This is a genomic window from Streptomyces sp. SID12488 (assembly GCF_010548275.1).
Taxonomy (GTDB): domain Bacteria; phylum Actinomycetota; class Actinomycetes; order Streptomycetales; family Streptomycetaceae; genus Streptomyces.
In genome coordinates this window covers 23,274-49,814 of sequence record NZ_JAAGLT010000014.1, presented here as the reverse complement: position 1 = coordinate 49,814, position 26,541 = coordinate 23,274, and the positions used below count along the sequence as shown (strand labels likewise).

Genomic DNA, 26,541 nt, shown 5'->3' with positions numbered 1-26,541 from the left:
CTTGACTGCGCCCACCATCTATCGTCAGCCTGACCCTATGCCTCCGGAACTCCTTCTCCACGCGCGCGTCCATGTGGACCTCGTGCGCACCGCGAGCGCGCGCTGTCCGGGCCGTTGAGCAGCCACCGCCCCGCTCACCGCCTCCCGCAGAAGGACAACTCCATGACGGCCACGCCCGCTCTCGGTACTCCCCACTCCATCGTTCCCGCCTCTCCCGACCTCCTGCGCTCCGTCTTCCGGCAGCACGCGGCAGGGGTTGCGGTGATCACCGCCCGGGGAAGCGCCGGTCCTGTCGGCTTCACCGCGACCTCCCTCGCCTCCGTCTCCGCCGAACCCCCGCTCATCTCCTTCGGCATCAGCACCGGCGCCTCCAGCTGGCCCGCGATATCCGGCGCCGACCACGTCGGCGTCCACATACTCGGCGAGCACCAGCACGAGCTGGCCGCGACCTTCGCCCGCAGCGGCGCCGACCGGTTCGGTGCGCCCACCACCTGGCGCGAGGGTCCCGAGGGGGTGCCCGTCCTCGACGGCGTCCTGGCGTGGCTGGTGTGCCGGACCGTCACGCGCGTGCCGGCCGGGGACCACCGGATCGTGCTGGCCGAGGTTGTCCTGGGCGATCCCGCGGGTTCCGGACGGCCGCTTCTGTACCACCAGGGCCGCTTCAACGGGCTCCGGGACTGACCGACGGTGTTCGACCGATCGGTACAATGTGATTTTGGCGATGCTGCGCGGCCGCTCGGTTCCGGTTACGCTGCGTTGCGAAGGTCACACGTCAAAGCGCTTGCTCAGTGGGCGCGATGTGGGTCTACTGGCGAGTAATATTTCGTTCGGAGCGCGGGTCGCCCCCATCGGGATCTGCCGCTTTGAGGCGCCTATGCTGCCTGCAGGAAGGCAGCCCGGAACAGACGATGCAGTAGGAGAGCCGGCGTGAGCTTGAGGATCGTTGTCACTGTGAAGTACGTGCCCGACGCCACTGGCGACCGGCACTTCGCCGATGACCTGACCGTCGACCGTGACGACGTGGACGGTCTGCTCTCGGAGCTCGACGAGTACGCGGTCGAGCAGGCGCTGCAGATCGCCGCCGAGGCCGACGACGCGGAGATCACGGTCCTGACCGTCGGCCCCGAGGACGCCAAGGACGCGCTGCGCAAGGCCCTGTCGATGGGCGCCGACAAGGCGATCCACGTCGAGGACGACGACCTGCACGGCACCGACGCCATCGGCACCTCCCTGGTACTGGCCAAGGCGATCGAGAAGGCCGGCTTCGACCTGGTCATCTCGGGCATGGCCTCCACCGACGGCACCATGGGCGTCGTACCGGCGCTGCTCGCTGAGCGTCTGGGCGTCCCGCAGGTCACGCTGCTGTCCGACGTCTCCGTCGAGGACGGTGTCGTCAAGGGCCGCCGCGACGGCGACTCCGCCTCCGAGCAGCTGGAGGCCTCCCTCCCGGCTGTCGTGTCGGTCACCGACCAGTCCGGTGAGGCGCGCTACCCGTCCTTCAAGGGCATCATGGCCGCCAAGAAGAAGCCGGTTGCGGCCTGGGACCTGTCCGACCTCGGCCTGGAGGCCGAAGAGGTCGGTCTGGAGGGCGCCTACTCCGTGGTCGACTCCGCGACCCAGCGCCCGGCGCGCACGGCCGGCACGATCGTCAAGGACGAGGGCGAGGGCGGCAAGCAGCTCGCCGAGTTCCTCGCGGGCCAGAAGTTCATCTAGGCCCCGTTCGAGGCTCGTTGAGCCCCGTCCCGCAGACCGCCCCTCATCTTCCGCAAGCAGGAGAGTAGAAGTCCCATGGCTGAAGTTCTCGTCTACGTCGATCACGTGGACGGCGCCGTCCGCAAACCCACCCTGGAGCTGCTGACCCTGGCCCGCCGCATCGGCGAGCCGGTCGCCGTCGCCCTGGGTGCCGGTGCCGCCGCCACCGCCGGTGCGCTCGCCGAGCACGGCGCCGTCAAGGTCCTCACCCACGAGGCCGCCGAGTACGCCGACTACCTGGTCGTCCCCAAGGTCGACGCCCTCCAGGCCGCGTACACCGCCGTCTCCCCGGCCGCCGTGCTGGTCCCCTCCTCCGCCGAGGGCAAGGAGATCGCCGCCCGCCTCGCGCTGCGCATCGGCTCCGGCATCATCACCGACGCCACCGACATCGAGGCCGGCGACGAGGGCCCGGTGGCCACGCAGTCCGCGTTCGCCGCGTCCTTCACCACCAAGACCCGTGTCGCCAAGGGCACCCCGGTCATCACGGTCAAGCCGAACTCCGCCCCCGTGGAGGCCGCCCCGGCCGCCGGCGCCGTCGAGGCCCTCGACGTCACCTTCTCCGCCCAGGCCACCGGCACCAAGGTCACCGCGCGCACCCCGCGCGAGTCGACCGGCCGCCCGGAGCTGACCGAGGCCGCGATCGTCGTCTCCGGCGGCCGTGGCGTCAACGGCGCCGAGAACTTCCCGATCATCGAGGCGCTCGCCGACTCCCTCGGTGCTGCCGTCGGCGCCTCGCGCGCCGCGGTGGACGCGGGCTGGTACCCGCACACCAACCAGGTCGGCCAGACCGGCAAGTCCGTCTCGCCGCAGCTCTACATCGCCAACGGCATCTCCGGCGCCATCCAGCACCGCGCCGGCATGCAGACCTCGAAGACCATCGTGGCCGTCAACAAGGACGCCGAGGCCCCGATCTTCGACCTCGTCGACTACGGCGTCGTCGGCGACCTCTTCGACGTCGTCCCGCAGCTCACCGAGGAGATCAACACCCGCAAGGGCTGAGCCTCCTGAGCCGTCCGATGCCCCCGCGACCGCACGACCTGTCGCGGGGGCATCGGCTCATCCCAGGGTCAGTGAGGCCTGCACCGGCAGGTGGTCGCTCGCGTACATCCCGTCCACCGAGAAGGTGTTGATCGCCACCGAGTGCGTGGTCACCCCCGGTGAGGTCAGGATCCAGTCGATGCGCCTGCCGCCGGGTTTGGGGGCCCGGTACGAGTTGAGCGTCCCGTACAGAGGGCCGCGGGAGGCCGCTGCGTCCCAGGTGTCCACGAGCCCGTTCGCCAGCATCAGGTCGTACACCCGGTTCTCGTGGGCGGCCGAGTTGAAGTCGCCGGTGACGATCACCGGCGCCGACGGGTCCCACCCGGCGATCGTCTTGCCGATGAGCCCCGCGGAGCGCTCCCGGGCGTACTGGCTGACGTTGTCCAGATGGGTGTTGAGGACGTAGAACTCCCGCCTCCCGTCGGCGAGATCGGCGAATTTCACCCAGGTCACCATGCGCAACCAGTCCGCCTTCCAGGTGTTGGAAGCGATCGTGTACGGGGTGTCGGACAGCCAGAAGTGATCGAACTCGAGCGGCTCGAGTCTTCGGGTGTCGTAGAAGATCGCCATGAACTCGTCCTTGCTGCCACCGCCCCGGCCGGTGCCGATCCAGTCGTAGTGCCCGCCGAGATCCTTCTCGATCGTGCGAACCTGCTGGTAGAGCCCCTCCTGGGTTCCGATGATGTGCGGGCGCTCGCGTCGCAGCAGCTCCCGCATCACCGGCCGGCGCACGGCCCAGCTCGGTGTCTTGTCGACCACGGTCGCGAAGCGCACATTGAACGTCATGACGTTCAGGGCGCCCGCGGGCTCGCCGGCCGACGCCGGTTTCGACGAACCCGCCGTGGTCAGGAACGGCACGGCGACGGCGGCGACCGCCACGGACTTGAGTCCTTGGCGACGCGTCACTCCGACCTCTTTCGGCACGCGATCTCCTCCCCTTCGGAGTCAGGATGGACCTTGCCCACTTAATACGGAAGAAGGTGCCGGGTCGGCAGTGACCAGGGAAGGGTCATGGGGAATCCCACTTCGAGACGGTGTTGACCGGAGCGAAGATCGACAGTTAGCTTCGTTATGCGGATTATTGATTCCGTAATGCGGAAAATGGAGGGCATGGAATGGGGCAGGGCAAGCAGGAGAAGGTCGTGACGAGCCTCGCGGGTGCCGTCAGCGAGGGGATCAGCGCCTCCCTGGCCCCGGTCGACGCGGAGCTGGAGCGCCGCTACCCCGGAGACCCCGGCACCCGCCAGCCCGTGCACACCGTGTACGTCCCCGGGGACGCGTTCGCCGCCGACACCATCCGCTCCTGGGGCGACCAGGCCCTCGCCGCGCTCGACGAACACGCCCGGGACGCCGCCTCCTTCGCCGCCGTCCTGGGCCTGCCCGGCGACCTCGCCGAACCCGTCCACGACCGTGTCCGCGCCAAACTCGAACTCGAGCCGATCGAAGACCTGCGCGTCGACTTCGAGGACGGCTACGGCCCGCGCCCGGACGCCGAGGAGGACGGGGCGGCGGCCCGCGCGGCCCGTCTGATCGCCGAGGCGTACGAGAAGGGCACGGCAGCCCCGTACATGGGTATCCGGATGAAGTGCATGGAGGCGCCGGTGCGCGACCGGGGCATCAGGACCCTCGACATCTTCCTGAGCGGCCTGATGGAGGCCGGCGGACTCCCCGCGGGGCTGGTCCTCACCCTGCCCAAGGTGACGTACGCCGAGCAGGTCACCGCCATGGTGAGGCTGCTGGAGGAGTTCGAGAAGGCGCGCGGCCTCACGCCCGGCCGGATCGGCTTCGAGATCCAGATCGAGACCAGCCAGTCCATCCTCGCCACCGACGGCACGGCCACGGTCGCCCGGATGATCCAGGCCGCCGAGGGCCGCGCCACCGGGCTGCACTACGGCACCTTCGACTACAGCGCCTGCCTCGGCGTCTCCGCCGCCCACCAGGCCAGTGACCACCCGGCCGCCGACCACGCCAAGGCGATCATGCAGGTCGCGGCGGCGGGCACCGGCGTACGTGTCTCGGACGGCTCCACCAACGTCCTGCCGGTCGGCCCGACCGAGCAGGTCCACGCGGCCTGGCGGCTGCACTACGGCCTCACCCGCCGCGCCCTGGCCCGCGCCTACTACCAGGGCTGGGACATGCACCCCCGGCACATCCCGACCCGTTACGCGGCCGTCTTCGCTTTCTACCGCGAGGGCTACGAACAGGCCGCGGCCCGCCTCTCCCGCTACGCCAACCGCGCCGGCGGCGACGTCATGGACGAGCCCGCCACCGCCAAGGCCCTCAGCGGCTATCTGCTGCGCGGCCTGGACTGCGGCGCCCTCGACGTCGCGGAGGTGACCCGGGCGACGGCCGGCCTGACCCGGGACGACCTCGACGGCTTCGCACGCCCGCGCCGGGCCGACCTCACGGCGTCGCCCAGGTAGTTCCCTTGTCACAACAGCGCCGATGGTCTCCCGGTGTCACACCCGCCCCGTAATCTGTACGGACGTACGAGTGGTCACACGAACGGGGCAGTGGTGTCTTCGGGGGAACAGGGGCAGGCGGCCGGGCAGCCGGAGGAGCGGTCGACGGAGCCGGCGGTGGAAGAGGCTGCCGGGACCGGTCGTCTGCTGGCGGGCCGTTACCGGGTCGTCGACCGGCTCGGGCGCGGTGGCATGGGCGTCGTCTGGCGTGCGGTCGACGAGGTGCTCGGCCGTGAGGTCGCGGTCAAGGAACTGCGCACGTTCACGGACGCCGCCGCGCCCGAACTGGCCGCCCTGCGGCTGCGTATGCAGCGCGAGGCCCGTGCGGCGGCCCGGATACGCCACCCCGGAGTGGTCGCCGTGCACGATGTCACGGAGGTCGACGGCCGCCCGCTGATCGTCATGGAGCTGGTGAACGGCCGCTCGCTGGACGACGTCCTGAGCGAGAGCGGCACCCTGGACCCGCACGAGGCCGCCCGGATCGGCGCCCAGGTGATGGACGCGCTGGCCGCCGCCCACCGCGTCGGAGTCCTGCACCGTGACGTGAAGCCCGGGAACATCCTGCTGGAGACCTCGGGCCGGGTCGTCCTGACCGACTTCGGCATCGCCACGATGGACAATCCGGGCGACGGCTCGGCCACGAACCTCACCCGCAGCGGTGAACTCGTGGGCTCCCTGGACTACTTGGCGCCCGAGCGGGCCCAGGGCAACGACCCCGGTCCCGCCTCCGACATCTGGGCCCTGGGTGCCACGCTGTACGCGGCGGTCGAGGGCGCCTCGCCCTTCCGCCGTACGTCGACCTGGTCCACGCTCACCGCGATCGTCGCCGAACCCCTCCCGGACCCCCGCCAGGCCGGAGCCCTGGGCCCCGTCCTGCGGCAGCTGATGGCGAAGGGGCCTGAGGACCGCCCGGACGCGGAGACGGCGCGCGGCCTGCTGGAGGCGGTGGCGTCGGCCGCGAGCGGCAGCGGTGCGACGGACACGCCGACCACGGGCCTGCGACCGTACGGGGCGGCTGCGACCGGAATACCCGAGGCGCCTGAGGTGCGTGCGAACGACGAGGCCGGGGAGGCGGCGGAGTCCGGTGCGCCGCCGGTGCCCCCTGGGTTCGGTCCCGCCGAGCAGGCGTCGCCCGCCTCCGAAGCCGCACAGCCACAGCAGGCACCGCCCGGCTTCGGCCCGCCCGAGCCGATGACGTCCAGTACACCCGGTTTCGACCCTGCCGGGTCCCTGGCCGTGCCGGGTGCACCGGACCCCGGTCACCTCGCCGCGCCGACCACCTTCTCCGCCCCGGCTTCCGCGTCCGCCCAACCCCGCCGCAGGGGACGGGCGTTGCTCGCCGCCGTGGCCGTCACTGTGGTCCTCGCCGCCGCCGGAGTCACCGTGGCGCTGCTCGGCGAGGAGGACGACAGAGCGGCGCGCACCCTGCCGGTGGGGTCGGAGGACAGCCCTGCCGCGCCCTCCACGGGCAGCGGCCGTGCGGACCTGGACCTCTCCGATCCCACGCCCACCGGAAAGGCCACCGAGAAGTCCCCGTCCCCGACCGCGCCCGGCAGGACGAGTGCGGCCGAGCCCGAGGGCGACGCGACCACCCCGGCCCCGTCGAAGACCTCGGGAAGCGGTACGACGGGCGGCGGTACCTCGGGCGGCACCTCGGGCGGTACCTCCGGTGACACCGGAACCGGCACGACCGGAGGTTCGGGCACGACCGGCGGAACCGGCACCACCGGAGGGAGCACCACGAGCGGTGGCGCGACCTCCACCCCCGACCCCGCGTGCGTGTCGACGGGTGACGGCAAGTACAACTGCTCGGTCTGGCAGCGGGCCAAGTCGTACACCGCGTCCGGCACGGAGGTCGGCGTCCTCAACAAGGGCACCAACTACTTCTACTGTCAGCAGAATCTGGGCCGTCGCGAGACATACGGCGAGTGGACGAACGTCTGGTGGGCGAAGACCGACGACGACAGCGGCAACGCCGGTGTCTACGTCAGCGACGTCTACCTCCAGGGCGGCGACAACGACGCCCCGGTGCCCGGACTCCCGGTCTGCTGAGCCCGCACGTACGGCTCCAGTCCGGACGCGACCACCAGCCCCTCCGCCGCGAACAGCCGGGTACCGCGATCGCACCGGTCCCGGTCGAAGCGGGCCCGGGCGCAGAACTCCTCGGGCGTGCCGCCGAACAGGTCCCGCAACGCCGGTGATTCTTCGAGGAGTTCGGTGAGCAGCCGGCGTTCTCCCGGATGCCGACGCGGACTTCCGGACCCGTCGTGCAGCACTCCGCGCCGGTTGACGTAGGCGTACACCCCGGGGAGCCGCTCGCCCGACTCCAACTCGACGCCCACGTCGGGGGAGGGCAGCCAGGCGCGGTCGTACGGCCCTGTCGGCACCGGCACTCCCTCGCTGGCGTCGATGACGGCGAGCTGGTCCGCGTCGAGCCAGGTGACGAACAACTCCCGTACGTTCCCCGGGGCGTTGAAGGGTGACGCGGAGACGTACCCCAGCCGGCTCACATGGGCCGAGACGCCGACCTCGATCCCGGAAACCAGTGCCCGGGTCATCGGGAGCGGCTCGCGGATGTCGAACTCCGCCATCTTGTGCCGCAGTTGACCCGGGCAGGCGTTGGAGCCGACGGCGAGGACGGGCACACGGTCGGGGAAGAGGCGGGGGAAGTCGGGCGGCGGGCCGGCAGGAAGGGGGAGGAACCGGTCGCCGTCCAGGATCCCGGACTCGCTCGGCCACACGCCCGGATAGCCGAGGGGGTGCTCGCGCGGCGCCTCGGCGAGGCCGAGGGACTCGAGTGTGGGCATCCCCGGGATCAGTCCGCCGGGGGCAGTTCTCCCGACCCCCGGGTGATCAGGCGGGTCGGGAGTTCGATGCGCTCCGGGGTGAGCAGAGTGCCGTCCAGCTGGCGGAAGAGGCGTTCGGCGGCCGTGCGGCCGAGTTGGGCCGCGTCCTGGGCGACGACGGTGACGCCCGGCCGGAGCAGGTCGGCGAGTTCGAAGTCGTCGAAGCCCACGAGGGCGACGGGACGGCGCTGCTCGTTGAGGACCCGGACGACCGTCACCGTCACGCGGTTGTTGCCCGCGAAGACCGCCGTGACCGGAGAGGGTGCCGTGAGCATCTCCTCGGCCGCGCGGCGCACCCGCTCCGGGTCGGTGACGCCGAGGGACATCCACGCGTCCTCGACCGGTATGCCCGCGTCCTCCATCGCGGCGCGGTAGCCGCGAAGGCGCTCGGCGGAGGTGTGGATGCGGGGCATGTCGCCGATGAAGCCGATCCGGCGGTGGCCGTGCGCGATCAGATGGGCCACACCGTCACGGGCGCCGCCGAAACTGTCCGACAGGACGACGTCGGCGTCGATCTGACCGGCCGGCCGGTCCACGAACACCGTGGCGACGCCCGCCTTCAGCTCCGGCTCCAGGTACCGGTGGTCGTCACCGGCCGGAATGATCACCAGCCCGTCCACGCGCCGTGCGCACAGCGCCAGCACCAGCTCCTGCTCGCGGTCCGGGTCCTCGGCGCTCGACCCGTTGATCAGCAGGGCGCCGTGCGCCCGGGCGATCTCCTCCACCGCCCGGCTCAGGGGGCCGTAGAACGGGTCGGCGAGATCCTCCAGGACGAGGCCGATGCTCGCCGTACTGCCCTTGCGCAGCACCCGCGCACTGTCGTTGCGGCGGAAACCGAGCGCGTCGATCGCCTCCTGGACGCGGCGCTCGGTCTCCGGGGTGACCCCCGGTTCGGCGTTGACGACACGCGAGACCGTCTTCAGACCGACCCCGGCGCGCGCGGCCACGTCCTTCATGGTCGGACGGTTGCCGTAGCGGTTCTCCGGGCGGCGGGCAATGTCGGCCACTATGCGCTGTCCTGTCCTGTCGTCCACGGGATGACGGCCGGTCCGCGGCGGTCCACTGCGATGCTCCGGACCGTGATGCGTACGGGGGATGCGTCGTCCCAGGTTGTGTATGAGGATGTGGCGTCGAGCATAGAGCCTGGACAACGTTGTCAGATGCAGGAGACACTGTCCACCGCCAACTCCGGCCTGCGCCCCCACCATCAGACCGGCCTGCCCGCATTTGCCATGGTTGACAGGGAGATCAGACACTGATGCACACCGACCTCGTGGCCGCGCTCGACATCGGCGGCACCAAGATCGCCGGAGCGCTGGTGGACGGCCACGGCCGGATCCTGCTGCGCGCACAGCGCCCGACGCCCGCGCTGGAGGCCGGCGAGAGCGTGATGCGGGCCGTCGAGGAGGTTGTCGCCGAGCTGACCGGATCGCCGCTGTGGGTACGCGCGACGGCCGTCGGTATCGGCAGCGCGGGGCCGGTGGACGCCTCCGCGGGCACGGTGAGCCCGGTGAACGTACCCGGCTGGCGCGGCTTTCCGCTCGTCGAACGCGTCAGGGCCGTGACCGGTGGCCTGCCCGTCGAACTGATCGGCGACGGAGTCGCGATCACGGCGGCCGAACACTGGCAGGGCGCCGCCCGAGGCCACGACAACGCGCTGTGCATGGTTGTCTCGACCGGCGTCGGTGGTGGCCTGGTTCTGGGCGGACGGCTGCACCCCGGGCCCACCGGCAACGCCGGCCACATCGGGCACATCAGCGTCGAACTCGACGGTGAGCTCTGCGCCTGCGGCTCCCGGGGCTGCGTGGAACGCATCGCCAGCGGACCCAACATCGCGCGCCGCGCACTGGCGAACGGCTGGCAGCCGGGCCCCGGCGGCGACATCTCGGCCGCCGCCGTGGCCGAGGCGGCGCGGGCGGGCGACCCGATCGCGGTCGTCTCCTTCGCGCGGGCGGCCCAGGCGCTCGCGGCGGGCATCGCGGCCACCGCGGCCCTCGTGGAGATCGACGTCGCGGTGATCGGCGGCGGCGTGGGCAACGCCGGCGACGTCCTGTTCACGCCCCTGCGCGCGGCCCTGAAGACCTACGCCACGCTGTCGTTCGTCCAGCGCCTGGAGATCGTACCGGCGCAGATGGGCACGGACGCGGGCCTGGTCGGCGCGGCAGCGGCGGCGCTGACGCGCAGGGCGGACGACACGGCCGAGGCCGGCGTCTGACAGGCGCGCCCCGATCGCCTGATCAGGGCGGTCACCAGTGAAGTGACGCGCACCATAGGACCTCCTGGCGGCAGCCGCGGTATCGGAACCCGCCTGCGCCAGGAGGTCATGCCATGCCATGCCGTGTCACGTCAGGACGGCAGGGCGCCCAGCTGGCGCAGTTGCGCGAGGACGTCGACGACGCCCCGGATCTCGGTGATCCGTCCGTCGGTGAACCGGCAGATGAAGATCTCGCTGTAGGTGACGGTCCGTCCGGTGGGCGGCAGGCCCTGGTACTCGCCCCGGTGGGTCCCGGTCACGGTGTTCCTGGAGGCGACCTTGTCGCCTTCCGCGACCGTCTCCTCGACGGTGACGCGGATGTCGGGGAACGCGCGCAGCAGCACGTCCCACACCCGCTTCAGAGCCTCCGCCCCCGTCGCGCCCATCGGTACCGGCGCGTGGAAGAGCACGTCCGGCGCGACGAGCTCGTCGACGGCCTTCGAGATGATGTCCGGGTCGCCGCTGTTCACGGCGGAGTGGAGGCGGGTGAGTGTCTCTGCGTTGCTGGGTGCCCCGGCTGTCGACATGCGGTCTCTGCTCTGGTCCGTGGACTGTGCCTCAGCAGTAGGACGGCGCAGCCGCCGTGAATGTGACGCGATGCGCGAACGCCGTGACCCCGGCCCCGGTTCGGCAGTTGAACCGGGCATGAAGAAGCGCAGCATGCTCGCCATCGCCTCCCTCGCCACCGGGTTCGTCGTCGCGGCGATCACCCCTTCCCACGGTCTCGGGGCCGACGCCCTCGGTGATCTGAACGTGGACGACACGCTCAGTGCCCTCGACCACACCGTCGCCAGCGACAGCCTGGCCGTGGACGAGAGCCCGCTGGGAGGCAACGGAACCACCGGCTGACCCGCCCAAAAGTGGTCGAAGTGACGCCGGTGTACCCGTGTGACGGGGCACCGGCGTCACTGTGTCGGCGGCCTCAACTGGATCTGGTTTCCGTGGCAGGGTGGAGCGGGCAAGCCTCAGGGGTCCAACAGAAGAGGGGGAAATGTGATCGTCGTCTGGGTCAACGGCGCGTTCGGTGCGGGGAAGACCACCACCGCACGGGAACTGAACGAACTGATCCCGAACAGCACGCTCTTCGACCCCGAGGTCATCGGCGGCGCGCTCGCGCACCTGCTGCCGCCCAAGCGCCTCGCAGAGGTCGGCGACTTCCAGGACCTGCCGATCTGGCGGCGGCTCGTCGTGGACACCGCGGCCGCCATGCTCGCCGAGCTCGGCGGAACCCTGGTGGTGCCCATGACGCTGCTCCGCCAGGAGTACCGCGACGAGATCTTCGGCGGTCTCGCCGCCCGCCGGATCGCGGTCCGGCATGTGCTCCTCGCTCCGGCGGAAACGATCCTGCGCGAACGAATAGCCACCCGGGAGATCCCACCGGACCTCCCGGACGGAGAGATACGCGTACGGCAGTGGTCATACGACCAGATAGAGCCGTACCGGACGGCGCTCGCCTCCTGGCTCACCGCCGACGCCCACCCGGTCGACACCAGTGCCCTCACTCCGTATGAGGCGGCTGTACGGATCGCCGAATCCGTCAGCACCGGGACCGCGCCCGTGTGCGACATCGTGCAGACCCCGGAACCCGCCGGCGAGACGGTGGCCTCCGGGGTTCTGCTCTTCGACGAGCAGGACCGGGTCCTGCTCGTCGACCCGACGTACAAGGCCGGCTGGGAGTTCCCCGGCGGGGTCGTCGAGCGGGGCGAGGCACCTGCGCGCGCGGGCATCCGCGAGGTCGCCGAGGAGACGGGCATCCACCTCACCGACGTACCCCGGCTCCTCGTCATCGACTGGGAGCCGCCCGAGCCGCCCGGCTACGGCGGACTGCGCCTGCTCTTCGACGGCGGGCGGCTCGACAGCGCCGAGGCCGGGCGGCTGCGGCTGCCCGGCCCCGAACTGCGCGGCTGGCGCTTCGTCACCGAGGAGGAGGCGGCCGACCTGCTCCCTCCCGTCCGGTACGAGCGCCTGCGCGGGGCGCTCCGGGCGCGCGAGCGGGGCGCCGCGCTCTATCTGGAGGCGGGGGTGGCGGTGGGACAGGCCGAGGTGGAGTAGGGGTTCCCGGCGGGTCAGGACGCGGCGTAGTTCCGGAGGAACAGGGCCTCTGCCACCGACAGGTGCTCCAGTTCCTCCGGGGACACGCTCTCGTTGACGGCGTGGATCTGGGCCTCCGGCTCGCTCAGGCCGATCAGCAGGATCTCGGCCCGCGGGTAGAGCGACGCGAGCGTGTTGCAGAGGGGGATCGAGCCGCCCTGGCCCGCGTACTGCATCTCCTGGCCCGGGTACGCGACCGCCATGGCCTCGGCCATCGCCGCGTACGCCGGGCTGGCGGTGTCGGCGCGGAACGGCTGGCCCTCGCCGATCTGCTCCATACTCACCCGCGCGCCCCACGGTGTGTGCGCCGTCAGATGCGCCTCCAGGAGCTTGGTCGCCGCCGCCGCGTCCACGCCCGGCGGTACCCGCAGGCTGACCAGCGCACGGGCGCTCGCCTGCACGGACGGCGTGGCGCCGACCACCGGCGGGCAGTCGATGCCGAGGACCGTCACCGCCGGACGTGCCCAGATCCGGTCGGCGACCGAGCCGGAGCCGATCAGCTCCACACCGTCGAGCACCTTGGCGTCCGTGCGGAACTGCTCCTCGTCGTACTGGAGCCCGTCCCACGACGCCTCGTCCGTGAGCCCGTCGACCGTCGTCGAACCGTCCTCGGCACGCAGGGAGTCGAGTACGCGGATCAGCGCGCCCAGCGCGTCCGGTGCGGCCCCGCCGAACTGGCCCGAGTGCAGGTTGCCTTCGAGGGTGTCGACCTTGACCCGCAGCATGGTCATGCCGCGCAGTGTCGAGGTGACCGTCGGCAGACCGACCCGGAAGTTGCCGGCGTCGCCGACGACGATCGTGTCCGCGGCGAGCAGTTCCGGGTGTTCCTCGGCGTACCGCTGCAGACCGCCAGTGCCCATCTCCTCCGAACCCTCGGCGATCACCTTGACGTTGACCGGGACGCCGCCGTTCGCCTTCAGGGCGCGCAGCGCGAGGAGGTGCATGATGAAGCCGCCCTTGCAGTCGGCGGCGCCGCGCCCGTACCAGCGGCCGTCGCGCTCGGTCAGCTCGAACGGAGGGGTCACCCAGCCGGCCTCGTCGAGCGGCGGCTGCACGTCGTAGTGGGCGTAGAGGAGAACCGTCTTCGCGCCCTCGGGGCCGGGCAGGAAGCCGTACACCGACTGCGTGCCGTCCGGGGTGTCGAGCAGGGCCACGTCCTGGAAGCCGTCGGCGCGCAGCGCGTCGGCGCACCAGTTCGCGGCGCCCTCGCTCTCGCTCCTCGGGAACTGCTCGAAGTCCGCCACCGACTTGAACGCCACCAGTTCGGTGAGCTCCGCCCGTGCCCTCGGCATGAGGGAGGCGACGGTCTCGGCGACCGGATTCGAGGACATGGGCACGCTCCTTGTGGGTGCGACGTTGTAAGGGAGAAGTCCTGTGATCCTCCCACAGCGGACTGTGGCGACGCCCGCCGTAGGATGCGGAGGAACAGGTGCGGCAGGCGGAAATATCAGGAGCAGCAGACCATCGTGAGCAGCGAGAACTCTTCGGCGGACGACGTGGCGCAGGTGTGGGACGTCGTTGTGGTGGGCGCGGGACCCGCGGGGGCTTCGGCCGCGTATGCGACGGCGGTCGCGGGCCGCAGTGTGCTGTTGCTGGAGAAAGCGGAACTGCCGCGCTACAAGACGTGCGGCGGCGGAATCATCGGCCCCTCGCGCGACTCCCTGCCGCCCGGCTTCGAACTGCCCTTCCGGGACCGGGTGCACGCGGTCACGTTCTCCAACAACGGCCGCTTCACCCGCACCCGCCGCTCCAGGCAGATGCTGTTCGGCCTCATCAACCGGCCCGAGTTCGACCAGCAACTCGTCGAGCACGCCCAGAAGGCGGGCGCCGAGCTGCGTACGGGTGTCACGGTGTCGCGGGTCGAGCAGCACGGCTCGGCGGTGCCGGACCGGCGGACTGTCGCCGTGGTCCTTCAGGGCGGCGAGACGGTGCTGGCCCGCGCCGTCGTGGGCGCGGACGGCAGCGCCAGCCGTATAGGAGCACACGTCGGGGTGAAACTCGACCAGGTGGATCTGGGCCTGGAGGCGGAGATCCCGGTGCCTCGGACCGTCGCCGAGGACTGGCAGGGGCGGGTGCTCATCGACTGGGGGCCCATGCCCGGCAGTTACGGCTGGGTGTTCCCCAAGGGGGACACACTGACGGTGGGCGTGATCTCCGCGCGCGGTGAGGGCGCGGCCACCAAGCGGTACCTGGAGGACTTCATCGCCCGGCTGGGGCTGGCCGGCTTCGAACCGAGCATCTCCTCCGGCCACCTGACGCGCTGCCGCGCCGACGACTCGCCGCTCTCCCGGGGCCGGGTGCTGGTCTGCGGTGACGCGGCGGGCCTGCTGGAGCCGTGGACCCGCGAGGGCATCTCGTTCGCGCTGCGCTCGGGTCGGCTCGCGGGGGAGTGGGCGGTACGGATCGCGGAGGCGCACGACGCCGTGGACACGCGCCGTCAGGCCCTGAACTACGCGTTCGCGATCAAAGCGGGGCTCGGTGTGGAGATGGCCGTCGGCCGGAGCATGCTGAAGGCGTTCGAGCGACGCCCCGGCATGTTCCACGCCGCACTGACCGGCTTCCGCCCCGCGTGGAACGCCTTCCGGGACATCACGCGCGGCTCCACCTCACTGGGTGAGCTGGTGCGCTCCCACCCCATGGCCGGGCGCGTGCTGACCGCACTCGACAAGCCCTGAGGTGTTGAGCAGGCCCTGCGGGGCGTTCACGGTTTGACGGTGATCCGGAAGACGGGGTGCTTGGGAGCGGCGGCGAGCAGTTCCTCGTCGGTGGAGTTCACGTTCACATCGCCGAAGAAGCGCCCCACCTCCCAGCCCCACTTCTTTAGGTAGGTGCGCAGCACGACCGGCTTCTCCGCGTCGGGCAGCTCGACCGCGGTGAACTCCCGTACCCGGCGGCCGACCTTGAGCTGTCCGCCGCCGGCGGCGCGCATGTTCCGCACCCATTCGGAGTGGCCGCGCGCCGAGACGAGGTACGGGCCGCCCTCGTAGGGCAGCGGGTTGACGGGCACCTGGCGCCACTCGCCGCTCTTGCGGCCGAGCACGGAGAGCTCGGCGGTGCCCATGACGCTCACGCCATGGCGTGCCAGCCAGCCGATGAACCCGTTCACGACGTTGTCGAACGCACTGGGCTTCAGGTAGTGGGCCGACGGTGACGGCATGGTGTCCTCCTGGGGTATTGGTAAATCCTGGCATCGGAGAGTGCGGGAGCATTGCTTACGAGAGCACTGCTCTCGCTTGAGAACAGTCTGCCGGAGATCGGTGATCCAAAGCAAGAGCACTGCTCTCTTTTTAGTTCGGTGCTCTCGTTTGTGTGCACTGCTCCGAAAACATGGAACACTCGCATCCATGAGCACCGCACAAGGAGCCCGCGCCCGCGCCCGGATCGAAGTCACCTCGGCGATCAAGGACGAGGCGCGCAGACAGCTCGCGGCGGAAGGCGCCGCCAAGCTCTCGCTGCGGGCCGTCGCCCGCGAACTCGGCATGGTCTCCTCCGCGCTGTACCGCTACTTCCCCAGCCGCGACGACCTGCTGACCGCTCTCATCATCGACGCCTATGACTCCCTGGGCGAGGCCGCCGAGGCCGCCCACACAGCCGCCGCGGACACCGGCCCGCTGCGGCGCTGGGTCGCGGTGTGCGAGGCGGTGCGAGGCTGGGCGCTGGACCATCCCCACGAGTACGCGCTGATCTACGGCTCGCCGGTCCCCGGCTACAAGGCGCCCGACACGACCGTGCCGGCCGCCTCCCGGGTGGGCCTGCTGCTGACCGGCATCGTGCGCGACGCCCACCAGGACGTCGGTGTGGCGCGCACCCCGATCCCCGCCGAACTGCGCCCCGAGGCCGAGCGGCTGACCGCCGACCTCGCCCCCGGCCTCCCGCCCGAGGTGACGATGGCGCTCGTCGCGGCCTGGGCACAGGTGTACGGGCTGGTCGGCTTCGAGCTGTTCGGCCAGTTCAACCGCGTGGTGGAGGACCGGGAGACGTTCTTCCGGTATGCCGTCAGCCGGATCGCCCACGGGGTGGGGCTGGTGTTCCCCGAGAAGGCGTAGGGGCGCGGCCAGGGAGCAGGCGCGGGCGGCTCCTGCCCCGTACTCCCCGGGGAGTACGGGTGATCACCTCGCCCGGCGGACGCCGTCGCCGGGCGGTGCCGTCTAGCGTGGCGGACATGGACGAGCAGCGGGTGCGCGCACGCGGGGGAGGCCCGCCTCAGTGGTGGGGGCACGGGCCCCGATGGCGGGAGCGCCGGGCCGGGGAAGGGCTGCCCGGGGCGGACAGCGGCGTCGGCCGTTGGCTATGGCGTTCCACCGTCCTGCTGACCGTCTTCGTGCTGGCCGGCTCGAAGTTCGCCGCCGACCAACAGGGGGGCGACCGCGCCCACCTGGACCTTTTCGCGCGCCTCCTGCTCGTCGCCGGTTCGGGACTGTTGCTGTGGCGGCAGCGGCACCCGGTGCTCGTCGCCTTCGGCACGGCCACGGCCGCCATGGTCTATCTCGGCGCCGGATACCCGTACGGGCCGGTCTTCCTGACCGTGGCCCTCGGCTGCTTCAGCGCTGTCGTCGCCGGGCATCGCAAGGCGGCGTGGACGGCCGTCGGGATGCTCTGGGCCGGGCATGTGCTGATCGCGCACTGGCTGTACCGGTGGCTGCCGCCGTCCGGCGACCAGTCTGCCTCCTGGGGGCAGGAGATCGTCGTCGCCGCCTGGGTGGCGGCCATCGTGGCGGTCTCCGAGCTGGCCCGGGTGCGGCGGGAGCAGTGGGACCGGGAGCGCGCCGAGCGCGCCCAGGCCACCCGGCGGCGCGCCGACGAGGAGCGGCTGCGGATCGCGCGCGAGCTGCACGACGTACTCGCGCACAGCATTTCGGTCATCAACGTGCAGGCCGGGGTCGGTCTCGCGCTGCTCGACTCCGACCCCGAGCAGGCCCGGAGCGCGCTCACCACCATCAAGGCGGCGAGCAAGGAGGCGCTCGGGGAGGTGCGTCAGGTGCTCGACACACTGCGTACGCCGGGGGATGCGCCGCGCGCTCCGGCACCGGGGCTCGACCGGTTGTCCGAGCTGGTGGAGCAGGCGGCGGGGGCGGGGCTGACCGTCGAGGTGCGGGGCGCCGCCCCGAAGCTTTCGCCGGGTACCGATCTGGCCGCCTTCCGGATCGTCCAGGAGGCCCTCACCAATGTCGTACGGCATTCCGGTTCGCGGCACGCGCGCGTGCGCGTCGACGAGGCGGACGGCGCCCTGCGGCTGTGCGTCGACGACGACGGGTCCGCCACCGGCGCCGAAGCTGGTGGCAGCGGGAACGGGCTGGCCGGGATGCGGGAGCGGGCCGCCGCCCTCGGTGGCACGATCGAGGCGGGACCGCGCGCGGACGGCGGTTTCCGCGTGCTGGCGGTGCTCCCGCTCAGGGGGAAAGTATGGAACCGGTGATCCGTGTACTGCTCGCCGACGACCAGTCGTTGGTCCGCGCCGGGTTCAGGGCGCTGCTCGACGCGCAGCCCGACATCGAGGTGGCCGGGGAGGCCGCCGACGGCGAGGAAGCACTGCGCGGGGTACGTGAACTGCGCCCCGATGTCGTCCTGATGGACATCCGGATGCCCGTGCTGGACGGGCTGGCCGCGACCCGCCGGATCACCGGTGACGCGGCACTGAACGACGTCAGGGTGGTCATGCTGACCACTTTCGAACTCGACGAGTACGTCTTCGAGGCGATCCGCTGCGGTGCCTCCGGCTTTCTGGTGAAGGACACCGAGCCGGACGAACTCCTGCGCGCCGTACGGGCGGTGGTCGCGGGTGACGCGTTGCTCTCGCCCGGGGTCACCCGGCGCCTGATCGGCGAGTTCGCCGCCCGTTCGAAGGAACCGGCCGCCGCCGACGTCCTTGCCCGGCTCACCGAGCGGGAGCGGGAGGTGATGGCCCTGGTCGGACTCGGCCTGTCCAACGGGGAGATCGCCCGGCGCCTGGTCGTCAGCCCGCTCACCGCGAAGACCCATGTGAGCCGCACGATGGTGAAGCTGGGGGTCCGCGACCGGGCCCAACTGGTCGTGCTGGCCTACGAGTCGGGGTTGGTGCGGCCGGGCTGGCTCGGCTGAGTCCCACCGGTGCCGTCGTGCTCGCGGGCGAAGCGGTTCAGTACGCTCACCACGCGCACCGTGAACAGGACGGCTCCCAGGGCCGTCCCCGAGGCGACGAGCGTGTTCTGCGCGGTGTCCGACAGCTCGAAGACCAACGCCGGACCGGCCACCGCCCCGAAGACGACGATCGCCAGGAACAGGGCGCTGCACAGGGCGTATCCGATCTCCACGGTGACCGCGTCCCGCCGAGCCTGGGAGTCTCGCGCGCGGCCCTGACCCATGTGTTCCCCGTAGTTGTCCATCCGCCGAGTCAAACAGCGAGTACCCGGCCGGGCAAGTGACCCCGGCCGGGCACGGACGCCGGAGCGGTTCCTAGTCGCGGGCGGCCACCCGTTCGGCCGTCGTCTCCTCCTGCTGCTGAAGGGACTTGGCGACCACGACGGACCGGCTCGGGCGCCGGGTGCGCAGACCGGGAAGTGTGGCGAGCAGGCCGGCTAGGGCGATGCCCGTCACGACGATCAACCCGGGCCGGTAGGCGTCGAGGACGGCCTGTGGTGAGGGGTTCTCGGGGGTACCGGCGGTGACCACGGCCGTCACGACGGCCAGGAAGATCGCGCCGCCCACCTGGACCGAGGTGTTCAACAGGCCGGAGACCATGCCCTGTTCGTGGTCGTCGACGCCGTTCGTGGCCTGGATGTTGAGCGAGGGGAAGACCAGAGCGAAGGCCCCGCCGATCAGCACCATCGACGGCAGGATCAGAGTGGCGTAGTCCGGGTCCAGGCTGACGCGCAGGAACAGGGCATACCCGACGATCATCAGGGCGAAGCCCGTCACGATCAGTCGCTGGGTGCCGAACCGGTCGACGATCGCGCCCATCTTCGTCGCGGACAGCGCGACGACCGCCCCCGCGGGCAGGAAGGCGAGCGCCGTGTGCAGCGCCGACCAGCCGAGCAGCGACTGCATGTAGATCGTCACCAGGAACTGGAATCCGACGTACGAGCCGAAGAGCGTCAGAGCGCCGAGCTGGGCGCGGATCTGGGGGCCGGAGCGCAGCACACCGAGCCGGATCAGCGGCCCGGCGGAGCGCCGCTCGACGCGGACGAAGACGGTCAGCAGGACGGCCACCGCGAGGAAGGACAGCATGGTGCGGGCCGAGGCCCAGCCGACTTCCGGTGCCTGGACGACGGTGAAGACCAGCAGCAGCATCGAGGCGGTGCCGAGGATCGCGCCGGGGACGTCGTAGCCGTTGTGGTCCTTCTCGCGTTCGCTGCGCGGCAGCAGCTTCAGGCCCGCGACCAGGGCGAGCAAGGCGACCGGAGCGGGCAGCAGCATCGTCAGGCGCCAACTCGCCTCGGTGAGCAGGCCGGAGAGCACCAGGCCCATCGAGAAGCCGGTGGCCGCGCAGGTGGTGTAGATGGACAGGGCCCGGTTGCGCAGCGGGCCCTCCGCGAACGTCGTGGTGATGATGGACAGGCCGGCCGGGGCGGTGAAGGCGGCGCTGAGCCCCTTGATGAAGCGGCTGGCGATCAGCAGCGGGCCCGAGTCGACGAGCCCGCCGAGCAGCGAGGCGAGGGCGAAGACGCCGAGCGCCACCAGGAACACCTGACGGCGCCCGAGCAGGTCGGCGGTCCTGCCGCCGAGGAGCAGGAGTCCGCCGTATCCCAGGATGTAGCCGCTGACGATCCATTGCAGCGTCGACGTGGAGAGGTCGAGTTCGGAGCCGATGGACGGCAGCGCGACACCGACCATCGACACGTCCAGCGCGTCCAGGAACATCGCGGCGCAGAGCACCAGCAGGGTGCCCCACAGTCGGGGAGTCCAGCGTCCGTCAGACGCCGGGGTGTTGAGCGGAGAGGTCATGACAGAGAACAGTACATGCGCATGCATCGAATGCAAGTGCATGTAATGCTCGTGCAACAAACAAGTGCGACCAATCAAGGGCAGCAGGACAAGGGGTCGGCTTCAGACGGCGGACTTCTCCTGCCACAGGGCGGCGAGCGCGGGATCGCCGCTGACGGCAGGGAACGGCTGCCGGTTCCACAGGGACAGGTAGAGAGCGGCGGCAGGGCCACGCACCTCGCAATCGGCTTCGGGATCCGCGGTGCGCTCGGCCGCCGGCGGTTCCGATGACAGGCGTACCGTCCACACCGCGTCGTCCCGGTCGGTGGCCCGGACCCGCAGCACGCGGGGCTCGTCCGTGCGGACCTGACTCTTGGCACGGGCGTGGAAACCGAGCAGCAGTTCGTCGATGCCGTCTGTGGCGAAGTCCGGGTCGAGCGGGGAGGGCGCGGTGCCGAGGGCGGACTGGGCGTCCACCCGGTGGACGGTGGTCTCATGAGCCTGTCGACGGGCCCAGAACGCGAGCGGTGACGAGGCGGGCATGAAACTCCAGCACTCGATGTCGGGCGGGGCCGCGGCGAGGGTGTCGACGAGGGTGCGATGGCCCTCCCGGAACCAGGTGAGCAGCGCGCTGCCGTCGAGGTCGGGCAGGCCGCCGAAGCGCTGGGGCGACGTTCGGCGCTCGGCGACGTACGAGGTGGCCCAGCGGTGCACCGCGCCCACGTGTCGCACCAGGTCGCGCACCTGCCAGTCCGGGCAGGTCGGCACCTTCGCGCCGGTCCCTGCCTGCTCGGCGGCAGCGGCCAGCAACTGGCCCTCCGTATCCAGGATTTCCACGAAGCGCGCGGTCTCGATCAAGACGGTCTCCCTTTTGGGATCGGGGTGGTCGAGGTGGTTCCCTGGCTCAGGAACGCCTCGGTGGTTGCCGCGAACTGCTTCGCGTCGTCGAGCCACGGGAAGTGTCCGGCGCCGGGCTGGACGACCAGTTGGGCGTGCGGGAACAGTGCCGAGAGCTCGGCCATCGCGGGCGGCGGGGAGTTGAGGTCGACCTCTCCGGCCAGTACGAGGACCGGTGAAGCGAGGCGGGCGATGGCCTCCCTGGTGCCGACCGGGTCGAAGGCGCCCTCGGCGGCGAAGACGGCAGCCGCCTCGGCGTTGCGCTGTCCGTCCTCTGCGGCCCGGTGTGCGCGGGCGGCTTCGTCCCAACGGCCGTGCCAGAAAGGCGCGATGGCCTGGAAGGTGTCGGCGCCGGCCCGGCCGGCGACGAGCTCCTCCAGGGCCGCGAACGCCTCCGGGAACCACGGTTCGTCCCGGCGCGACCGCGCCGTCCGGATCCGCATCTCGCCGGTGACGGTGATGCCGAGGGCTCCCACGCTGGGGGTGATCAGTGCGAGCCTGCCGACGCGTTTGGGGTGCCGGGCCGCGTACAGCACGGCCAGGTTCGTGCCGGCGGAGTGGCCGAGCAGGTCCAGCCGGTCCAGGCCGAGGTGCTCGCGCAAGGCCTCGACGTCGTCGACGAGGCGGTCGCAACGGTAGGACGCGGGGTTCTCCGGCACCGCCGACCGGCCGGTGCCCCGGAGGTCGAGCATGATCAGTCGTCGGTGCGCGGACAGGCCGCCGAGGTCCCCGAGATAGATGGAGTCCTGCATCGGTCCGCCGGGCAGACAGACCAGCGGCGGCCCCTCCCCGAGTTCTCGACAGGCCAGCTCGGTTCCGTCGTACGCGGAGAAGACAGGCATGGTCATGACTGTCGCAGCGGATTTCCGACCGGGCAACCGGGTTTTGGGCGGGGCCGGGTCGCGGACAGGGCGTGGCTCGCGAACGTCTTCTTCGACACTGCGGTCCCTCTGGCCATCCGAGTATCCGGGTCTCGGCCCGTCACCCGGCGGCCGGACCTGGTCGACGCCTTCGAGTCCACCTCCACGACGGGCCTCGACCCGCGGCAGTCGGCCCCGGCCGAATACTGGCTGGAGGTCAGCCGCCAGATGCGACGCGAGGGCTGCTGCTCCCCCTAGCGCCTGGCGGCTGTCGCGCTCGTCCGCACCGCAGCCCGTCCCACGGCTGGGTACTCTCAGGGCATGCGGATCTCCGTCTCCTCGGACATGGACGAACCCGTGGCTCGCGCGCTCCTCGGGCAACTGCGCGACCGCGGCCACGAAGTGGTGACGTACGGGGCGCTGAGCCCCGGCGGCGATCCGCAGTGGGCCGCCTGCTCCGAGGCGGCGGCCCGCGAGGTCGCCGCCGGGAGCGCCGACCAGGCCGTCGTGTGCTGCTGGACCGGAACGGGCGCGTCCATCGCCGCGAACAAGGTGCCCGGAGTGCGCGCGGCCCTGTGCGCGGACGCCTACACGGCGGACGGCGCACGCCGCTGGAACGACGCCAACGTGCTCGCGCTCAGCCTGCGTCTGACGTCGGAACCGCTGCTCAAGGAGATCCTCGACGCCTGGTTCGCCGCCGAGGCGAGCGGGGATGCCGAGGACCGGGAGAACGTGGCCCGTGTCGAACGGCTCGACGCCGGCAGAAGTGCCCTGTGAATCAAGGTAGTTGAGGGGACTGGCGCCGGGCGCCGGACCGCCGCTCAGACCGTGATCACCCTGAGTCCGGCCTCCTCGAACCGTCCCACCGTCTCCTCGTCCGCCGCCGTGTCCGTGACCAGCGTGTCCACGGCTTCCACCGCGCAGATCCAGGCGAACGCCCGCCGCCCCAGCTTGCTGGAGTCGGCGGCGACCACCACGCGCTCGGCTCGCTCGCACAGCAGCCGGTTGATCGCGGCCTCCGCCTCGTCGTTCGCCGCCGCTCCGTGTGTGACATCGAAGGCGACCACGCCCAGCACGGCCAGGTCGATCGTGATCTGGCCCAGCACGCCGTCGGCGAGCGGCCCGACGAGTTCGTACGACTGCGGGCGGGCGACCCCGCCCGTCACCACGATCTTGAACTGGGGCCGTACGGCAAGCTCGCCTGCGATGTTCAGCGCGTTCGTGACGATCGTCAGCGCGGGCGAACCGGCGGTGAGATCGCTGCGTACGGCCAACGCGCGCGCCACCTCCGTCGTGGTCGTGCCGCCCGTCAGGCCCACCGCCTCACCGGGGGAGACCAGGCCGGCGACCGCTCTCGCGATGCGCTGCTTCTCGGAGGCGCGGCGAGCGGTCTTGTAGCGCAGCGGCAGTTCGTAGGACACGCCGTGCACGACCGCGCCGCCCCTGGTGCGCACGAGCATCTGCTGATCGGCGAGCTGGTCGAAGTCGCGGCGGATCGTCGCGGCCGACACCTTGAGCTCGGCCGCCGCCTCCTCGACCTCCAGCCGGTCCCGCTCGACGAGCAGCTCCAGCAGGGACTTCCAGCGGGCGTCCCGGGACATCCGGACTCTCCGTTCGTCGGTCGTCGTTCGTCGGTCGTCGGCGATCTTCGGCGACCCTAGCGCACCGAAAGTTCGCATCACTTCTTCACCTGGATGCTTGATTTTGCTCGAAAGCTAGCTATATCTTGCAGAAAAGAGCATCACATTTACTCTCTGGGGGAGGAACAGGGCATGACCCATGTAGAGGACGAGCTGAACAGCCAGCCCGAGTGCTGGACCCGCGCCGCCACGGAGGCGGCCGGGCACGCCGACGTGCTGCCGGTGGCGGGGGAGCGGGTCGCGATCGTGGGCTGCGGCACCTCGTACTTCATGGCCCAGGCCGCCGCGGCCCTGCGGGAAGGTACCGGCCAGGGGGAGACGGACGCCTTCGCCGCCTCCGAGTTCCCCTACGGCCGCCCCTACGACCGGGTCGTCGCCCTCACCCGGTCCGGCACCACCACCGAGGTGCTCGAACTGCTCGGACGACTGAGGGGCGCCACGCCCGCGAGCGCGCGGACGCGGACGACCGCCATAACCGCCGATCCCCGAACTCCCGTGCGGGAAGCCGCCGATGACCTCGTCGTGCTCGGCTACGCGGACGAACGGTCCGTCGTGCAGACGCGGTTCGCCACCACCGCTCTCACACTCCTCCGCGCCCACCTCGGACTGCACGACGAGACCGTGGTCGACGCCTGCAGTACGGCGCTGGCGACCCCGCTGCCCGAAGGGCTCGTCGAGTGCGCACAGTTCACCTTCCTCGGCCGGGGCTGGACGGTGGGGCTCGCCAACGAGGCCGGGCTGAAGATGCGTGAGGCGTCCCTGTCCTGGACCGAGGCGTATCCGGCGATGGAGTACCGGCACGGCCCCATCAGCGTCACCACCCTGGGCACGGCGACCTGGATGTTCGGCGAGGCGCCGGAAGGGCTGGCCGAACAGGTGCGGTCCACCGGGGCGTTGTGGGTGGCCGGGACTCTCGATCCGCTGGCCGAACTCGTGCGCGCGCAGCGACTCGCGGTCGCGGTGGCGGCGGCGCGGGGCCTCGATCCGGACCGCCCGCGTCACCTCACCCGCTCGGTGATCCTCACGCCCTGAGGCCCGTCAACATCCGTTTCCCACGCAGTTGTTGACCGTAAGGAGTGACAGGTGCCGATCGTCACCACCGGCGAACTCATCACCCGGGCCGCCACCGCGCGCTCGGCGGTCGCCGCGTTCAACATCATCACCCTGGAGCATGTCGAGGCCGTCATCGCCGGTGCCGAGAAGGCGGGTTCACCCGTCATCCTCCAAGTCAGCGAGAACGCCGTCAGATTCCGCTACGGACGGCTCCTCCCGTTGGCCCGCGCCGCCGCCTCGGCCGCCGAACGCGCTGCCGTACCCGTCGCGTTGCACCTGGACCACGTACAGAGCGACGACCTGTTGCGGCAGGCGCCCGGCGCCGGATTCAGCTCCGTGATGTACGACGCGGCCCGGCTGTCCTACCTCGAGAACCTCGCCGCGACCCGGGCCGCTGCCGACTGGGCGCATGCCCAAGGACTCTGGATCGAGGCCGAGTTGGGACAGGTCGGCGGCAAGGACGGACGGGCCCCGCTGGACGCGCACGAACCCGGTGCCCGTACCGACCCCGCCGAGGCCCGTGCCTTCGTCGCCGACTCGGGCGTGGACGCCCTGGCCGTGGCGGTCGGCAGCTCGCACGCCATGACCACCCGTACGGCAGCCCTCGACCAGGACCTCCTTGAACGGCTGTCCGCCACCCTGGACGTTCCGCTCGTCCTGCACGGCTCGTCCGGCGTACCGGACGACCAGCTCGTGGCCGCCGTCGCGGCCGGCATCACCAAGGTCAACGTCGGTACGGCCCTCAACATCGCCATGACCGGCGCCATCAGGGAGTTCCTTGACGCCCACCCCGAAGCGGTCGACTCGCGCAAGTACCTCAGCGTGGGCCGGGAGGCGATGGCGCGGGCGGTGACACAGATCATCGGCGTGCTGAGCTGACAGCGACGGACGCTGGTAGTTTTTCACCATGCGTGAAACGGAGCTGTACCTCGGTGAGCCGCCCCACGTGGCGAACGCCGGCGTCGGCGTGCACGGCGTCGCGAGCCGCACCGACGTCTTCCGGCTGCCCGAGCTGTGGCAGCTGCACCTCTACCAGTACGAGGCCGAGCTCACCGTCGACGGCACGGTGCACGCGGTCCGCCCGGGCCGGGTCAGCCTCGTACCGCCCGGCAGCACGGTCCGTTTCCGCTACCAGGGCCGCTCCGAGCACCTCTACGCACACCTGCGCGTCCCGGCCGTCGGCCCGTCCCGCACAGTGCCCGTCGTCCAGGACGCCGGCCCCGAACTCCCCAACCTCACCAATCTGCTGCTCGCGGCTGTCGCCGCCGTGCCGCGCGCACCTGAGCACACGAGAGCCGAGATCTGGACCGCGCTGTGGCGCATCGCCCACCTCGCCCCGGACACCGAACGCCCCGGCCCCGGCCCGCACCCGGCGGTCGGCGCCGCCATCGCGTACATCGAGGGCCGACTGGCCGCCCCGCTCACCGTGCCCGCCGTCGCCCAGGCGGCCGGCGTCTCGCACAACCACCTGACCAGGCTGTTCAAGGCCGCGACCGGTGACACGGTGGTCGGCTACGTCCGCCGCCGCAGACTCGACCGCGCCCGCCACCTGCTGCGCGCCTCGACCCTGTCCATCCCCGCCGTGGCCGCCTCCGTGGGCATCCCCGACCTGCAGGCCTTCAACAAGGCATGCCGCCGAGAACTCGGCGCGTCTCCCCGCGCCCTCCGGGGAGAGACATCCGCGACCATTCTGTAAAGTGGTCGAAATTCACCAAGGACCGCTAACTGCCTGGCTGTCTCACCGACCAC

At 71.3% G+C, this 26,541-nt stretch carries 27 protein-coding genes; 16 read left to right on the top strand and 11 right to left on the bottom strand.

The genetic code is table 11. The features are described 5' to 3' along the window. Nucleotides 1-162 precede the first annotated feature (162 nt). From G3I56_RS21765 to G3I56_RS21755, 3 genes are all read left to right on the top strand, one after another. Complete coding sequence (locus tag G3I56_RS21765; RefSeq protein ID WP_164411418.1) at nt 163-681, top strand: flavin reductase family protein; 519 nt, start codon at nt 163-165, stop codon at nt 679-681. Nucleotides 682-927: 246 nt separating this feature from the next. Continuing rightward, the gene (locus G3I56_RS21760) at nt 928-1,713 is read left to right on the top strand and encodes an electron transfer flavoprotein subunit beta/FixA family protein (RefSeq protein WP_164411416.1); all 786 of its coding nucleotides are present in this window, start codon (nt 928-930) and stop codon (nt 1,711-1,713) included. 75 nt (nt 1,714-1,788) lie between these two features. Beyond that, nucleotides 1,789-2,751 (top strand): electron transfer flavoprotein subunit alpha/FixB family protein, encoded by a 963-nt coding sequence (locus G3I56_RS21755; protein ID WP_164411414.1) that lies wholly within the window; start codon nt 1,789-1,791, stop codon nt 2,749-2,751. 57 nt (nt 2,752-2,808) lie between these two features. On the opposite strand, the gene G3I56_RS21750 is transcribed toward G3I56_RS21755, so the two are convergent. Then, nucleotides 2,809-3,714, bottom strand: coding sequence for an endonuclease/exonuclease/phosphatase family protein (locus G3I56_RS21750; RefSeq protein ID WP_164411412.1), 906 nt, complete (start codon nt 3,712-3,714; stop codon nt 2,809-2,811). Between the two features lie 191 nt (nt 3,715-3,905). Here G3I56_RS21750 and G3I56_RS21745 point away from each other — a divergent pair, with 191 nt between their 5' ends. Next, complete coding sequence (locus G3I56_RS21745) at nt 3,906-5,213, top strand: aldolase/citrate lyase family protein (protein WP_164411410.1); 1,308 nt, start codon at nt 3,906-3,908, stop codon at nt 5,211-5,213. 156 nt (nt 5,214-5,369) lie between these two features. Continuing rightward, entirely contained in the window at nt 5,370-7,304 is a 1,935-nt protein-coding gene (locus G3I56_RS21740) for a protein kinase (RefSeq protein ID WP_343240027.1), read from the top strand. On the opposite strand, the gene G3I56_RS21735 is transcribed toward G3I56_RS21740, so the two are convergent. Both G3I56_RS21735 and G3I56_RS21730 read right to left on the bottom strand, forming a co-directional pair. Further along, nucleotides 7,250-8,059: a hypothetical protein gene (locus tag G3I56_RS21735; protein ID WP_164411408.1), complete on the bottom strand. Its 810-nt coding sequence runs from the start codon at nt 8,057-8,059 to the stop codon at nt 7,250-7,252. The genes G3I56_RS21740 and G3I56_RS21735 overlap by 55 nt on opposite strands. Before the next feature lie 8 nt (nt 8,060-8,067). After that, nucleotides 8,068-9,105 (bottom strand): LacI family DNA-binding transcriptional regulator, encoded by a 1,038-nt coding sequence (locus G3I56_RS21730; RefSeq protein ID WP_343240021.1) that lies wholly within the window; start codon nt 9,103-9,105, stop codon nt 8,068-8,070. 251 nt (nt 9,106-9,356) lie between these two features. Here G3I56_RS21730 and G3I56_RS21725 point away from each other — a divergent pair, with 251 nt between their 5' ends. Next, nucleotides 9,357-10,313, top strand: coding sequence for an ROK family protein (locus tag G3I56_RS21725; protein ID WP_164411405.1), 957 nt, complete (start codon nt 9,357-9,359; stop codon nt 10,311-10,313). A 131-nt stretch (nt 10,314-10,444) separates the two neighbouring features. Here the strand turns inward: G3I56_RS21725 and G3I56_RS21720 are convergent, their stop codons facing one another. Beyond that, nucleotides 10,445-10,879: an ester cyclase gene (locus G3I56_RS21720; RefSeq protein WP_164411403.1), complete on the bottom strand. Its 435-nt coding sequence runs from the start codon at nt 10,877-10,879 to the stop codon at nt 10,445-10,447. 118 nt (nt 10,880-10,997) lie between these two features. On the opposite strand from G3I56_RS21720, the gene G3I56_RS21715 reads away from it, so the two are divergent. Continuing rightward, complete coding sequence (locus tag G3I56_RS21715) at nt 10,998-11,201, top strand: hypothetical protein (RefSeq protein WP_164317236.1); 204 nt, start codon at nt 10,998-11,000, stop codon at nt 11,199-11,201. A gap of 144 nt (nt 11,202-11,345) precedes the next feature. Then, nucleotides 11,346-12,404 (top strand): NUDIX hydrolase, encoded by a 1,059-nt coding sequence (locus G3I56_RS21710; RefSeq protein WP_164411401.1) that lies wholly within the window; start codon nt 11,346-11,348, stop codon nt 12,402-12,404. 14 nt (nt 12,405-12,418) lie between these two features. Here the strand turns inward: G3I56_RS21710 and G3I56_RS21705 are convergent, their stop codons facing one another. Beyond that, nucleotides 12,419-13,774, bottom strand: coding sequence for a dipeptidase (locus G3I56_RS21705; RefSeq protein WP_164411398.1), 1,356 nt, complete (start codon nt 13,772-13,774; stop codon nt 12,419-12,421). A gap of 135 nt (nt 13,775-13,909) precedes the next feature. Between G3I56_RS21705 and G3I56_RS21700 the strand changes: the two genes are divergently transcribed. Further along, on the top strand, nt 13,910-15,118 hold the full coding sequence (locus tag G3I56_RS21700) for a geranylgeranyl reductase family protein (RefSeq protein ID WP_164411396.1): 1,209 nt from the start codon (nt 13,910-13,912) through the stop codon (nt 15,116-15,118). A gap of 26 nt (nt 15,119-15,144) precedes the next feature. Here the strand turns inward: G3I56_RS21700 and G3I56_RS21695 are convergent, their stop codons facing one another. Further along, nucleotides 15,145-15,600: a nitroreductase family deazaflavin-dependent oxidoreductase gene (locus G3I56_RS21695; protein WP_164411394.1), complete on the bottom strand. Its 456-nt coding sequence runs from the start codon at nt 15,598-15,600 to the stop codon at nt 15,145-15,147. A gap of 187 nt (nt 15,601-15,787) precedes the next feature. Here G3I56_RS21695 and G3I56_RS21690 point away from each other — a divergent pair, with 187 nt between their 5' ends. From G3I56_RS21690 to G3I56_RS21680, 3 genes are all read left to right on the top strand, one after another. Next, nucleotides 15,788-16,489 carry a TetR/AcrR family transcriptional regulator gene (locus tag G3I56_RS21690; protein WP_164411392.1) on the top strand — a complete coding sequence of 234 codons (702 nt, stop codon included), beginning with the start codon at nt 15,788-15,790 and terminating at the stop codon, nt 16,487-16,489. Nucleotides 16,490-16,605: 116 nt separating this feature from the next. Beyond that, on the top strand, nt 16,606-17,859 hold the full coding sequence (locus tag G3I56_RS21685) for a sensor histidine kinase (RefSeq protein ID WP_203690376.1): 1,254 nt from the start codon (nt 16,606-16,608) through the stop codon (nt 17,857-17,859). Continuing rightward, nucleotides 17,856-18,521: a response regulator transcription factor gene (locus G3I56_RS21680; protein WP_164411649.1), complete on the top strand. Its 666-nt coding sequence runs from the start codon at nt 17,856-17,858 to the stop codon at nt 18,519-18,521. The genes G3I56_RS21685 and G3I56_RS21680 overlap by 4 nt, the downstream gene beginning before the upstream one ends. Here G3I56_RS21680 and G3I56_RS21675 read toward each other — a convergent pair. The 4 genes from G3I56_RS21675 to G3I56_RS21660 all read right to left on the bottom strand — a co-directional run bounded on the left by G3I56_RS21675 (nt 18,482) and on the right by G3I56_RS21660 (nt 22,081). Next, a complete protein-coding gene (locus G3I56_RS21675; RefSeq protein ID WP_239135019.1) occupies nt 18,482-18,805 on the bottom strand; it encodes a DUF6332 family protein in 324 nt (107 codons plus the stop codon). The two genes, G3I56_RS21680 and G3I56_RS21675, sit on opposite strands and share 40 nt — an antisense overlap. A 70-nt stretch (nt 18,806-18,875) precedes the next feature. Continuing rightward, nucleotides 18,876-20,363: an MFS transporter gene (locus G3I56_RS21670; RefSeq protein ID WP_164411388.1), complete on the bottom strand. Its 1,488-nt coding sequence runs from the start codon at nt 20,361-20,363 to the stop codon at nt 18,876-18,878. A 102-nt stretch (nt 20,364-20,465) separates the two neighbouring features. Further along, nucleotides 20,466-21,197, bottom strand: coding sequence for a maleylpyruvate isomerase family mycothiol-dependent enzyme (locus G3I56_RS21665; protein WP_164411647.1), 732 nt, complete (start codon nt 21,195-21,197; stop codon nt 20,466-20,468). Further along, nucleotides 21,197-22,081, bottom strand: a complete 885-nt coding sequence (locus G3I56_RS21660; RefSeq protein WP_164411386.1) for an alpha/beta hydrolase — start codon at nt 22,079-22,081, stop codon at nt 21,197-21,199. The genes G3I56_RS21665 and G3I56_RS21660 overlap by 1 nt, the downstream gene beginning before the upstream one ends. A gap of 339 nt (nt 22,082-22,420) precedes the next feature. Here G3I56_RS21660 and G3I56_RS21655 point away from each other — a divergent pair, with 339 nt between their 5' ends. Then, nucleotides 22,421-22,876, top strand: coding sequence for an RpiB/LacA/LacB family sugar-phosphate isomerase (locus G3I56_RS21655; protein ID WP_164411384.1), 456 nt, complete (start codon nt 22,421-22,423; stop codon nt 22,874-22,876). A 44-nt stretch (nt 22,877-22,920) separates the two neighbouring features. Here the strand turns inward: G3I56_RS21655 and G3I56_RS21650 are convergent, their stop codons facing one another. Continuing rightward, entirely contained in the window at nt 22,921-23,700 is a 780-nt protein-coding gene (locus G3I56_RS21650; protein WP_164411382.1) for a DeoR/GlpR family DNA-binding transcription regulator, read from the bottom strand. A gap of 171 nt (nt 23,701-23,871) precedes the next feature. Here G3I56_RS21650 and G3I56_RS21645 point away from each other — a divergent pair, with 171 nt between their 5' ends. Genes G3I56_RS21645 through G3I56_RS21635 form a run of 3 tightly spaced genes read left to right on the top strand, consistent with a single transcriptional unit; the run spans nt 23,872 to nt 26,488 of the window. Next, nucleotides 23,872-24,771, top strand: coding sequence for a sugar isomerase (locus tag G3I56_RS21645; protein WP_164411380.1), 900 nt, complete (start codon nt 23,872-23,874; stop codon nt 24,769-24,771). Nucleotides 24,772-24,822: 51 nt separating this feature from the next. Then, on the top strand, nt 24,823-25,671 hold the full coding sequence (locus G3I56_RS21640; protein WP_164411378.1) for a class II fructose-bisphosphate aldolase: 849 nt from the start codon (nt 24,823-24,825) through the stop codon (nt 25,669-25,671). Nucleotides 25,672-25,699: 28 nt separating this feature from the next. Further along, on the top strand, nt 25,700-26,488 hold the full coding sequence (locus G3I56_RS21635; RefSeq protein WP_164411376.1) for an AraC family transcriptional regulator: 789 nt from the start codon (nt 25,700-25,702) through the stop codon (nt 26,486-26,488). Nucleotides 26,489-26,541: the final 53 nt, after the last annotated feature.

Coding starts and splice junctions, on each gene's coding strand:
- G3I56_RS21765 (WP_164411418.1), top strand. CDS start 163: ATGACGGCCACGCCCGCTCTCGGTACTCCCCACTCCATCGTTCCCGCC.
- G3I56_RS21755 (WP_164411414.1), top strand. CDS start 1,789: ATGGCTGAAGTTCTCGTCTACGTCGATCACGTGGACGGCGCCGTCCGC.
- G3I56_RS21745 (WP_164411410.1), top strand. CDS start 3,906: ATGGGGCAGGGCAAGCAGGAGAAGGTCGTGACGAGCCTCGCGGGTGCC.
- G3I56_RS21735 (WP_164411408.1), bottom strand. CDS start 8,059: ATGCCCACACTCGAGTCCCTCGGCCTCGCCGAGGCGCCGCGCGAGCAC.
- G3I56_RS21725 (WP_164411405.1), top strand. CDS start 9,357: ATGCACACCGACCTCGTGGCCGCGCTCGACATCGGCGGCACCAAGATC.
- G3I56_RS21720 (WP_164411403.1), bottom strand. CDS start 10,879: ATGTCGACAGCCGGGGCACCCAGCAACGCAGAGACACTCACCCGCCTC.
- G3I56_RS21715 (WP_164317236.1), top strand. CDS start 10,998: ATGAAGAAGCGCAGCATGCTCGCCATCGCCTCCCTCGCCACCGGGTTC.
- G3I56_RS21705 (WP_164411398.1), bottom strand. CDS start 13,774: ATGTCCTCGAATCCGGTCGCCGAGACCGTCGCCTCCCTCATGCCGAGG.
- G3I56_RS21695 (WP_164411394.1), bottom strand. CDS start 15,600: ATGCCGTCACCGTCGGCCCACTACCTGAAGCCCAGTGCGTTCGACAAC.
- G3I56_RS21690 (WP_164411392.1), top strand. CDS start 15,788: ATGAGCACCGCACAAGGAGCCCGCGCCCGCGCCCGGATCGAAGTCACC.
- G3I56_RS21685 (WP_203690376.1), top strand. CDS start 16,606: ATGGACGAGCAGCGGGTGCGCGCACGCGGGGGAGGCCCGCCTCAGTGG.
- G3I56_RS21675 (WP_239135019.1), bottom strand. CDS start 18,805: ATGGACAACTACGGGGAACACATGGGTCAGGGCCGCGCGCGAGACTCC.
- G3I56_RS21670 (WP_164411388.1), bottom strand. CDS start 20,363: ATGACCTCTCCGCTCAACACCCCGGCGTCTGACGGACGCTGGACTCCC.
- G3I56_RS21660 (WP_164411386.1), bottom strand. CDS start 22,081: ATGCCTGTCTTCTCCGCGTACGACGGAACCGAGCTGGCCTGTCGAGAA.
- G3I56_RS21655 (WP_164411384.1), top strand. CDS start 22,421: ATGCGGATCTCCGTCTCCTCGGACATGGACGAACCCGTGGCTCGCGCG.
- G3I56_RS21650 (WP_164411382.1), bottom strand. CDS start 23,700: ATGTCCCGGGACGCCCGCTGGAAGTCCCTGCTGGAGCTGCTCGTCGAG.
- G3I56_RS21645 (WP_164411380.1), top strand. CDS start 23,872: ATGACCCATGTAGAGGACGAGCTGAACAGCCAGCCCGAGTGCTGGACC.
- G3I56_RS21635 (WP_164411376.1), top strand. CDS start 25,700: ATGCGTGAAACGGAGCTGTACCTCGGTGAGCCGCCCCACGTGGCGAAC.